The organism is Micromonospora sp. NPDC023888 (genome assembly GCF_040639415.1).
GTDB lineage: Bacteria > Actinomycetota > Actinomycetes > Mycobacteriales > Micromonosporaceae > Micromonospora.
Genome location: NZ_JBEZZW010000050.1, coordinates 41,251 through 52,294, shown reverse-complemented (window position 1 = coordinate 52,294; position 11,044 = coordinate 41,251). Strand labels below are relative to the sequence as shown.

Below are 11,044 nucleotides of genomic sequence, written 5' to 3'. Positions count from 1 at the left end.
CAACTACGAGTGCAACTCGCCTTGGGAGCGCTCCTACGACCATTTGCCCTAGTTGCACCGCTCCAGGAGCTGCACCGCGCGCCACCGGGCCACCACGTCTGCGGTGTGGCACCCTCTATCCCATGCGGCTGGAGAACGTCTGGTTGCGGTACCACAGGCGTGGGCCGTGGGTGCTGCGCGGCGTGGACGTGCGGATCGGTCCGGGCGAGGTGGCTGTCGTTCTGGGTCGCAACGGCGTCGGCAAGTCGACACTGCTCCAGGTGGCCGCCGGGGTCCTCCGGCCAGGCCGGGGCCGGGTCAGCGACCGACCGGCGCGGGTGGGCTGGGTACCGGAGCGTTTCCCGGCCGACCAGCCGTTCACCGTGGCCCGCTACCTGAGCGGGATGGCCCGGGTGGCGGGGCTGGGCGCGGCGGCGGCCGACGAGGCGGTCGCCTCCTGGACCGACCGGCTCGGGTTGGCCGCCTTCCGCTCGGTCCGGCTGCCGGAGCTGTCCAAGGGCACCGCCCAGAAGGTGGGCCTCGCCCAGGCGATGCTGCGTCCGCCGGGCCTGCTGGTGCTCGACGAGCCGTGGGAAGGGCTGGACGCCACCACCCGCGAGCTGGTTCCCGAGCTGATCTCCGAAGTGCTCGCCGCCGATGGTGCCGTGCTGGTCAGCGACCACCGCGGGGAAACGGTCCGGCTGCCGACCGCGCGCCGCTGGTTGGTGGCCGACGGGTCACTGACCGAGGAGACGCCGTCGGCGGACGAGACGTTCGCGGTGGTCGAGGTCGCGGTCCCGACCGCGCGGGTCGCCGGCACCGTCGCCCGGTTGCGCGCCGAGGGCCACCACATTCTTCGGGTACGCGCCGACGCCTCCACCACCGCGTCGCAGGCTCGTCCCGGATCGACCTCCCCGGCCCGGCCCGATGGTGGGCGGGCACCCGGGCAGCCCGAGGCCACCGAGGGCACGCACACGGTCGAGCAGGCAGCGGAGGAGGCCCGGTGAGCGCCCTGGTGCGGATGCGGCTGGCCGCTCTCCTGCGGACCGGTCGGGCGCTGGCGCCGCTGCTCGCCGGCCTGGTCGTGCTCGGCACGCTCTACGGCGGCGGCCGATCGCAGCCAGCGGAGGCGTACGGCGTCTCGGCAGTGGTGCTGTTCCCGGTGCTCGCCTGGCAGACCAAGATCCTGCTCGACGTCGAGCCGGACGTGCAGCGCCGGCTGGCCCAGGTGACCGTCGGGGCGGCCCGCGAGCGGCTTGCCGGGCTCCTCGCCGCGGTCGTGGCGGCGCTGGTGACGGTGGCCGTTGCGCTGCTCTTCCCGTGGCTGGTCGGCGGGGTCACCGGTCCGGTGGAGCCGGGGGACCGGCCGATCCTGGTCGGGCTCGCGCTGGGGTTGTGGGCGCACCTGCTCGCCGTACCCGCCGCTGTTGCCCTCGGTGCGTTGGCCAGCCGGGCGTCGGTGGGGGGTGCCGCGTACGGCGTCGCGGTGCTGGCCCTCGGGGGTGTCGGCGCGGCGGTGCTCGGCCTGAGCGGTTCGGTGGCGCCCTGGCTGGCGCCGCCGATCATGGCCGCCGCCCGCACCACCGGTGGCGACGCGGCCGCGCTCACACTGCTGGGGCTGACCGCCTGGGCGCTGGCCTGGAGCACCGCCGTGGTCGGCGGCTACCTGTGGCGGCGGCGGGCCCAGGGCTGAGCGGCGTCGGCGTCGGTGGTGTGGCTCACCCGGCGGGATTTGGCGCTGGTGGCGGAGGCGCGTACTCTCCAACAGGTCATCCGTGTTCTCATGGATGAGGAACCACCCAGAGACCGCTGGTCACCGTGCTCCGGCACGGTCGAAGGTCCCGCGACAACGGGCGACCCGCGTAGGGCGGCAAGCGTAACTCGGCAGTGAACATGGTCCGCCGACTGTGTTGATCCGCCGGCCCTCGCCCCGTGCGCCCTGCGCCGGGGCTTTTTCGTTGTCGTGCTGCCTCCGCCCCTGTTCCGGCTTCGGCTGTGACGGGGACCAGCCTCGAGTAACGAGAGAGGAGGGACATGGCGGACAAGCCGATCCGGGCCGACAAGGCCACGGCCGTCGCTGAGCTGACCGAGAGCTTCCGCAGCTCGGGCGCCACCGTGCTGACCGAGTACCGCGGTCTGACGGTTTCCCAGCTCACCCAGCTTCGGCGCTCGCTCGGCGCCGAGACCAGCTACACGGTCGCGAAGAACACGCTGGCGAAGCGTGCTGCGACGGACGCGGGCATCACCGGCCTCGACGAGCTGTTCACCGGTCCTACCGCGCTGACTTTCGTTTCGGGCGACGTCGTCGAGGCGGCGAAGGGTCTTCGCGACTTCGCGAAGGCCAACCCGAAGCTCGTCATCAAGGGCGGCGTCTTCGAGGGCAAGGCCATTTCCGCGGCCGAGGTCACGAAGCTCGCCGACCTGGAGTCCCGCGAGGTGCTGCTGGCCAAGCTGGCCGGCGCGATGAAGGGCAACCTGAGCAAGGCCGCGGCCCTGTTCCAGGCTCCGCTCTCCAAGGCCGCCCGCGCGGCGGCCGCCCTGGCGGACAAGAAGCGCGAGCAGGAGGGCGCCGAGGCGGCCTGAGGCCCCCACGGCGCACCAGTTCTTACTTAACAGAATCAGGAAAGGACGCCAGATATGGCGAAGCTCAGCACCGACGAGCTGCTCGACGCGTTCAAGGAGATGACGCTGATCGAGCTCTCTGAGTTCGTGAAGCAGTTCGAGGAGACCTTCGAGGTCACCGCCGCTGCTCCGGTCGCGGTTGCCGCTGCCGGTGGTGGCGCCGGTGGCGCCGCTGCCCCGGCCGAGGAGGAGAAGGACGAGTTCGACGTCATCCTCGAGGCTGACGGTGGCAAGAAGATCCAGGTCATCAAGGTCGTGCGTGAGCTGACCGGCCTGGGCCTCAAGGAGGCCAAGGACGCGGTCGAGTCCGCGCCGAAGGCCATCCTGGAGAAGGTCAACAAGGAGACCGCCGACAAGGCGAAGGCCAAGCTCGAGGGTGAGGGCGCCAAGGTCACCCTCAAGTGACCTGAGCTCCACCTGCGCGTACCTGGCTCGTGAGCTGGGACACGATCGCGTCGCGGCGGGCGGTGATCCGACACGGATCGCCGCCCGCCGTGTTTGTGGTTCCCGCCCCGACCTGCTCTGAGCTGGGCGCCGGCGGCCGTGGCGGTCGACCCGAACGTGCTTGGCGGGTCGCCCTCCGGTGGGAAAGAAGGGCCGACCCGGATCCCGGCCCTTGACGCGGCCCCGGGCTGCCAGGCACGCTGACACCAGCAAGACACCGCGCTTGCGACGGCCACGACGTGGGTATGACAGCGGCGCCACCATCGGCCGTGTCGACCTGAGCGGCCCAGTGGGGACGTTGCGTTCTGAGCGGCCCGGCAGACCCCGGTTTACGGGGGCCGAGGCACGTTCCGCAAACGACCTGCGGGGTGGGCTGGACAGCGGTTAGCCTCTCGGCTACACTGCTAGTTTGCGCTGCCTTCCGACTTGACCCCTGCTCGGAAATGTCCGTTTACGGATATTTCTGGTGGGGTCATTGGAGTGCACGCGTACCAGCCGTTCTGCAGCACCGGTCCTCGGAAGGACGCATCTTGGCAGCTTCCCGCCCTGCGAAGACCAGTCGTACGTCGAGCGCATTCGCTCCCCGCCGAGTTTCATTCGGCAGGATCACCGAACACCTCGAGGTCCCCAACCTCCTTGCCATCCAGAACGAGTCCTTCGACTGGCTCGTGGGCAACGAGGCTTGGCAGGGCCGGTCGGCGGACGACCCGCACGCACGCTCGGGTCTCGCGGAGATCCTTGAAGAGATCAGTCCCATTGAGGACTTCTCCGGCACCATGTCACTCTCCTTCTCGGCGCCGCGCTTCGACGAGGTCAAGGCCTCGATCGAGGAGTGCAAGGAGAAGGACCTGACCTACTGCGCTCCGCTCTTCGTGACCGCGGAGTTCACCAACAACACCACTGGCGAGATCAAGAGCCAGACGGTGTTCATGGGTGACTTCCCGATGATGACGCCCAAGGGCACCTTCGTCATCAACGGCACCGAGCGCGTCGTGGTCAGCCAGCTCGTCCGGTCTCCGGGCGTGTACTTCGACAAGCAGCCGGACAAGACCTCCGACCGCGACCTCTCCAGCGTCAAGGTCATCCCGAGTCGGGGTGCCTGGCTGGAGTTTGACATCGACAAGCGCGACACGGTCGGCGTACGCATCGACCGCAAGCGTCGGCAGGCCGTCACGGTCCTGCTCAAGGCCATCGGCTGGTCGGCCGAGCGGATCCGTGAGCGGTTCGGCTGGTCCGAGCTGCTGATGACCACGCTCGAGAAGGACCACATCGCCGGCCAGGACGAGGCCCTGCTAGACATCTACCGCAAGCTGCGCCCTGGCGAGCCGCCGACGCGCGAGAACGCCCAGACCCTGCTCGACAACCTCTTCTTCAACCCGAAGAGGTACGACGTCGCCAAGGTCGGGCGCTACAAGTTCAACAAGAAGCTCGAAGTCGACGTGCCGATCACCACCGGCACGCTGACCGAGGACGACATCGTCGCCACCGTGGAATACCTGTGCCGGCTGCACGCCGGTGAGGACGGCTACGAGGCCGACGACATCGACCACTTCGGCAACCGGCGCCTGCGTACCGTGGGTGAGCTGATCCAGAACCAGGTCCGGGTGGGCCTGTCCCGGATGGAGCGGGTCGTCCGTGAGCGGATGACCACGCAGGACGTCGAGGCGATCACCCCGCAGACCCTGATCAACATCCGCCCGGTGGTGGCGGCGATCAAGGAGTTCTTCGGGACGTCGCAGCTGTCCCAGTTCATGGACCAGACCAACCCGCTGGCGGGTCTTACCCACCGGCGCCGGCTGAGCGCGCTCGGCCCGGGTGGTCTGTCCCGGGAGCGGGCCGGCTTCGAGGTCCGCGACGTGCACCCGTCCCACTACGGCCGGATGTGCCCGATCGAGACGCCGGAAGGCCCGAACATCGGTCTGATCGGCGCGCTGTCCACCTTCGCCCGGGTCAACCCGTTCGGCTTCATCGAGACGCCGTACCGGAAGGTCGTCGAGGGTCGGGTCACCGACCAGATCGACTACCTGACCGCGGACGAGGAGGACCGGTTCGTCAAGGCCCAGGCCAACGCGCGCCTGAAGGCTGACGGCACGTTCGCCGAGGAGCGGGTGCTCTGCCGTCGTAAGGGCGGCGAGACCGAGGACGTCCTCCCCGGTGCCGTCGACTACATGGACGTCTCGCCCCGGCAGATGACCTCGGTCGCGACCGCCATGATCCCGTTCCTCGAGCACGACGACGCCAACCGGGCACTGATGGGCGCGAACATGCAGCGCCAGGCGGTGCCGCTGGTCAAGGCCGAGGCGCCGCTCGTGGGCACGGGCATGGAGTACCGGGCCGCGGTCGACGCTGGCGACGTGGTGGTCGCCGAGGTCGGCGGTGTGATCGAGGATCTCTGCGCCGACTACGTCACCATCCACCAGGATGACGGCCACCGCCGGACGTACCTGCTGCACAAGTTCCGCCGCTCCAACGCCGGCTCCTGCGTCAACCAGAAGCCGGTCGTCTTCGAGGGCGACCGCGTCGAGGCCGGTCAGGTCATCGCCGACGGGCCGTGCACCGACGAGGGCGAGATGGCACTCGGACGCAACCTGCTGGTGGCGTTCATGTGCTGGGAGGGCCACAACTACGAGGACGCGATCATCCTGTCGCAGCGCCTCGTGCAGCAGGACGTGCTCACCTCGATCCACATCGAGGAGCACGAGGTCGACGCTCGGGACACCAAGCTCGGCCCGGAGGAGATCACCCGCGACATCCCGAACGTCAGCGAGGAAATGCTCGCCGACCTCGACGAGCGCGGCATCATCCGGATCGGTGCCGAGGTCGTTCCCGGCGACATCCTGGTCGGCAAGGTCACGCCCAAGGGCGAGACCGAGCTGACCCCGGAGGAGCGTCTGCTCCGCGCGATCTTCGGTGAGAAGGCGCGTGAGGTTCGGGACACCTCGCTGAAGGTGCCGCACGGCGAGACCGGCACGGTCATCGGTGTGCGCACGTTCTCCCGCGAGGACGGCGACGAGCTGCCGCCGGGTGTCAACGAGCTGGTCCGGGTCTACGTCGCCCAGAAGCGCAAGATCCAGGACGGCGACAAGCTCGCCGGCCGGCACGGCAACAAGGGTGTCATCTCGAAGATCCTGCCGATCGAGGACATGCCGTTCCTTGAGGACGGCACCCCGGTCGACATCGTGCTCAACCCGCTCGGCGTGCCGAGCCGGATGAACATCGGCCAGGTCCTGGAGACCCACCTCGGTTGGGTCGCCAAGACCGGTTGGAAGGTCGAGGGTGACGACGCCGACTGGAAGCGCCAGCTCCGCTCGATCGACGCGCACGAGTCCGAGGGGGACACCAACGTGGCCACCCCGGTCTTCGACGGTGCCCGCGAGGAGGAGATCTCCGGTCTGCTCGAGTCGACCCTGCCCAACCGGGACGGCAAGCAGCTGATCGGCCGTACCGGCAAGGCGCAGTTGTTCGACGGTCGTTCCGGTGAGCCGCTGCCGGACCCGATCGCGGTCGGCTACGTCTACATCCTGAAGCTCAACCACCTGGTCGACGACAAGATCCACGCTCGTTCGACCGGCCCGTACTCGATGATCACGCAGCAGCCGCTGGGTGGTAAGGCGCAGTTCGGTGGTCAGCGTTTCGGTGAGATGGAGTGCTGGGCGATGCAGGCGTACGGCGCCGCGTACGCCCTGCAGGAGCTGCTCACGATCAAGTCCGACGACGTGCTCGGCCGCGTGAAGGTCTACGAGGCCATCGTCAAGGGCGAGAACATCCCGGAGCCGGGCATCCCGGAGTCGTTCAAGGTGCTGCTCAAGGAGCTGCAGTCGCTGTGCCTCAACGTTGAGGTGCTGTCCAGCGACGGTGTGGCCCTGGAAATGCGCGAGACCGACGACGAGGTGTTCCGGGCCGCTGAGGAGCTGGGCATCGACCTGTCCCGGCGCGAGCCGAGCTCGGTCGAAGAGGTCTGAGGTGAGCGGTCGGGGGCCGGCTCGCCGGCCCCCGACCCCACCCGAGAATTAGCAGTACAGACGACGACATAGGGGACATAGTGCTCGACGTCAACTTCTTCGACGAGCTGCGCATTGGTCTCGCCACCGCCGACGACATCCGTCAGTGGTCGCACGGCGAGGTCAAGAAGCCTGAGACGATCAACTACCGCACCCTGAAGCCGGAAAAGGACGGGCTCTTCTGCGAGAAGATCTTCGGTCCGCAGCGGGACTGGGAGTGCTACTGCGGTAAGTACAAGCGCGTCCGGTTCAAGGGCATCATCTGTGAGCGCTGCGGCGTCGAGGTGACTCGCTCCAAGGTCCGTCGTGAGCGGATGGGGCACATCGAGCTCGCCGCTCCGGTGACCCACATCTGGTACTTCAAGGGCGTTCCGAGCCGGCTGGGCTACCTGCTGGACCTCGCCCCCAAGGACCTCGAAAAGATCATCTACTTCGCCTCGTACGTCGTGACGAGCGTGGACGCGGAGTCGCGTCACCGTGACCTCTCGACGATCGAGAACGAGATCCTGGCCGAGAAGCGGCAGTCCGAGAACAGCCGCGACTCGGAGATCGAGAAGCGGGCCGCCAAGCTCGAGGCCGACCTGGCCGAGCTGGAGGCCGAGGGTGCCAAGGCGGACGTCCGGCGCAAGGTCAAGGAGGGCGGAGAGCGCGAGATGCGCCAGATCCGCGACCGGGCCCAGCGCGAGATCGACCGCCTGGACGAGGTGCTGGACACCTTCCGCAAGCTGGAGCCGAAGCAGCTTGTCACCGACGAGCTGCTCTACCGCGAGCTGCGCGACCGGTTCGGTGAGTACTTCACCGGTTCCATGGGCGCGGAGGCGATCAAGGCGCTGGTCCAGAACATGGACCTCGACGCCGAGGCCGAGAGCCTGCGGGAGACCATCCGGTCCGGCAAGGGTCAGCGGAAGATCCGGGCGCTCAAGCGGCTCAAGGTCGTCGCGGCGTTCCTGAACACCCGCAACTCGCCGCTCGGCATGGTGCTGGACTGCGTCCCGGTCATCCCGCCGGACCTGCGCCCGATGGTGCAGCTCGACGGTGGCCGGTTCGCGACCTCGGACCTGAACGACCTGTACCGCCGCGTGATCAACCGGAACAACCGCCTCAAGCGACTGATCGACCTCGGCGCGCCCGAGATCATCGTCAACAACGAGAAGCGGATGCTCCAGGAGGCCGTCGACGCGCTGTTCGACAACGGCCGTCGTGGTCGGCCGGTCACCGGTCCGGGTAACCGCCCGCTCAAGTCGCTGTCCGACATGCTCAAGGGCAAGCAGGGCCGGTTCCGCCAGAACCTGCTGGGCAAGCGCGTCGACTACTCCGGCCGTTCGGTCATCGTGGTCGGCCCGAAGCTCAAGCTGCACCAGTGCGGTCTGCCCAAGCAGATGGCGCTGGAGCTGTTCAAGCCGTTCGTGATGAAGCGGCTTGTCGACCTCAACCACGCACAGAACATCAAGTCCGCCAAGCGGATGGTCGAGCGTCAGCGCCCGGTCGTGTGGGATGTGCTGGAAGAGGTCATCGGCGAGCACCCGGTGCTGCTGAACCGCGCGCCGACCCTGCACCGTCTGGGCATCCAGGCCTTCGAGCCGCAGTTGGTCGAGGGCAAGGCGATCCAGATCCACCCGCTGGTCTGCACCGCGTTCAACGCCGACTTCGACGGTGACCAGATGGCGGTGCACGTGCCGCTGTCCGCCGAGGCTCAGGCCGAGGCCCGGATCCTGATGCTGTCGTCGAACAACATCCTCAAGCCTGCCGACGGTAAGCCGGTCACCATGCCCACGCAGGACATGGTCATCGGTCTGTACCACCTCACCCACCTCACCGCCGGTGAGAAGGGCGAGGGCCGGGCGTTCAGCTCGGACGCCGAGGCGCGGATGGCCTTCGACAACGGCGAGCTGCACCTGCAGGCGCCTGTGAAGATCCGCCTGCGTGCCGTGGTCGGTGTCGACAACGGCGCCGGCGCCGAGGCGTGGACCGCCCCGGAGGGCTGGGTCGAGGGTGACCCGCTGACCGTGGAGACCACCCTGGGTCGGGTGCTGTTCAACGAGACGCTGCCGCAGGGCTACCGCTTCGTGAACTACGAGATCCGCAAGGGTCAGCTCTCCGCGATCGTCAACGACCTCGCCGAGCGCTTCCCCAAGGTGGCGCTGGCCGCCACCCTGGACGGGCTCAAGGAGGCCGGTTTCCACTGGGCCACCTGGTCCGGCGTGACGATCGGCATGGAGGACGTCATCGCTCCGCCGCGTAAGGCGGAGATCCTGGCGAAGTACGAGAAGGAAGCCGACCAGATCGACAAGCAGTACCAGCGTGGTCTGATGACCGCCGAGGAGCGTCGCGGCGAGCTCATCACGATCTGGACCAAGGCGACCAACGAGGTCGCCAAGGAGATGGACACCGCGCTGCCGCAGGAGAACCCACTGTGGAAGATGATCAACTCGGGTGCCCGCGGTAACCTGCTCCAGCTCCGGCAGATCGCCGCGATCCGTGGTCTGGTGGCCAACCCGAAGGGCGAGATCATCCCGCGGCCGATCAAGGCCAGCTACCGGGAGGGTCTGTCCGTGCTGGAGTACTTCATCTCCACGCACGGTGCCCGTAAGGGTCTCGCCGACACCGCGCTGCGGACCGCCGACTCGGGTTACCTGACCCGTCGTCTGGTGGACGTCTCGCAGGACGTCATCATCCGCGAAGAGGACTGCGGCACCGACCGGGCGATCCCGATGCAGATCGGCGAGAAGCTCGACGGCAAGCTCGTCGTCCACACGCACGCCGAGACCAGCGTGCACGCCCGGACCCTGGCCGACGACATCAAGGGGCCGGACGGCACCGTGGTCGCCGAGCGCGGTCAGGACATCAACTCCATCGGGGTCGACAAGATCGTCGCCGCCGGCGTGGAGACGGTCCGAGTGCGCAGCGTGCTCACCTGTGAGTCGAAGCTGGGCGTCTGCGCGGCCTGCTACGGCCGGTCGCTGCCGACCGGCAAGTCGGTCGACATCGGCGAGGCGGTCGGCATCATCGCCGCCCAGTCCATCGGTGAGCCCGGTACGCAGCTGACGATGCGTACCTTCCACACCGGTGGTGTCGCGGGTGAGGACATCACCCAGGGTCTGCCGCGTGTGCAGGAAATCTTCGAGGCTCGGGTCCCGAAGGGTAAGGCGCCCATCGCCGACACCCCGGGTCGGATCCGGATCGAGGACGGCGAGCGCTCGCGGAAGATCATCGTGGTGCCGGACGACGGCAGCGAAGAGATCGTCTACGACAAGATCTCGAAGCGGGTCAAGCTCCGGACCCACGACGGCGGTCACGTCGCGGTCGGCGAGAAGCTGACCGAGGGCACCATCGACCCGCACGAGCTTCTGCGGATCATGGGTCCGCGGGCGGTCCAGGTCCACCTGACCAGTGAGGTCCAGGAGGTCTACCGCTCGCAGGGTGTGCTCATCCACGACAAGCACATCGAGATCATCATCCGCCAGATGCTCAAGCGGGTGACGGTCATCGACTCCGGCTCGACCGAGTTCCTGCCGGGTGTGCTCGTCGACCGGGCGCTGTTCGAGTCGGAGAACCGCCGGCTCGTCTCGGAGGGCGGCGAGCCCGCCGCCGGTCGTCCGGTGCTGATGGGTATCACCAAGGCCTCGCTGGCCACCGACTCCTGGCTCTCGGCGGCCTCCTTCCAGGAGACCACCCGGGTGCTGACCGACGCTGCGATCAACTCGCGCAGCGACTCGCTGGTCGGCCTCAAGGAGAACGTGATCATCGGAAAGCTCATCCCGGCCGGTACGGGCATCAGCAAGTACCGCAACGTCCGGGTCGAGCCGACCGAGGAGGCCAAGGCCAAGGTCTACTCGATGACCGGGTACCCGGAGACCGACTACGGCTTCGGACCGGCCAGCGGGCAGGCTGTGCCGCTTGACGACTTCGACTTCGGGTCGTACCGCTAAACACCAGGCACACGACGAGGCCCCCGGTATCCACCGGGGGCCTCGTCGTGTCCGGACCCACCCACCCCC

The 11,044-nt window shown here is 68.2% G+C and carries 6 protein-coding genes; all 6 read left to right on the top strand.

What is annotated here, in order from left to right; genetic code table 11:
• Positions 1 to 122: 122 nt before the first annotated feature.
• The 6 genes from AB0F61_RS30790 to AB0F61_RS30765 all read left to right on the top strand — a co-directional run bounded on the left by AB0F61_RS30790 (position 123) and on the right by AB0F61_RS30765 (position 10,975).
• A complete protein-coding gene (locus AB0F61_RS30790; protein ID WP_357816847.1) occupies positions 123 to 986 on the top strand; it encodes an ATP-binding cassette domain-containing protein in 864 nt (287 codons plus the stop codon).
• Positions 983 to 1,672, top strand: a complete 690-nt coding sequence (locus AB0F61_RS30785) for a hypothetical protein (protein ID WP_357816844.1) — start codon at positions 983 to 985, stop codon at positions 1,670 to 1,672. Before AB0F61_RS30790 ends, AB0F61_RS30785 begins: the two co-directional genes overlap by 4 nt.
• A gap of 341 nt (positions 1,673 to 2,013) precedes the next feature.
• The gene (gene rplJ / locus AB0F61_RS30780; RefSeq protein ID WP_357816841.1) at positions 2,014 to 2,562 is read left to right on the top strand and encodes a 50S ribosomal protein L10; all 549 of its coding nucleotides are present in this window, start codon (positions 2,014 to 2,016) and stop codon (positions 2,560 to 2,562) included.
• Between the two features lie 54 nt (positions 2,563 to 2,616).
• The gene (gene rplL / locus AB0F61_RS30775; RefSeq protein WP_030329874.1) at positions 2,617 to 3,006 is read left to right on the top strand and encodes a 50S ribosomal protein L7/L12; all 390 of its coding nucleotides are present in this window, start codon (positions 2,617 to 2,619) and stop codon (positions 3,004 to 3,006) included.
• 569 nt (positions 3,007 to 3,575) lie between these two features.
• Positions 3,576 to 7,007, top strand: a complete 3,432-nt coding sequence (locus AB0F61_RS30770; RefSeq protein WP_204942104.1) for a DNA-directed RNA polymerase subunit beta — start codon at positions 3,576 to 3,578, stop codon at positions 7,005 to 7,007.
• 80 nt (positions 7,008 to 7,087) lie between these two features.
• Positions 7,088 to 10,975, top strand: a complete 3,888-nt coding sequence (locus AB0F61_RS30765; protein WP_357816838.1) for a DNA-directed RNA polymerase subunit beta' — start codon at positions 7,088 to 7,090, stop codon at positions 10,973 to 10,975.
• The last annotated feature ends 69 nt before the right edge of the window (positions 10,976 to 11,044 follow it).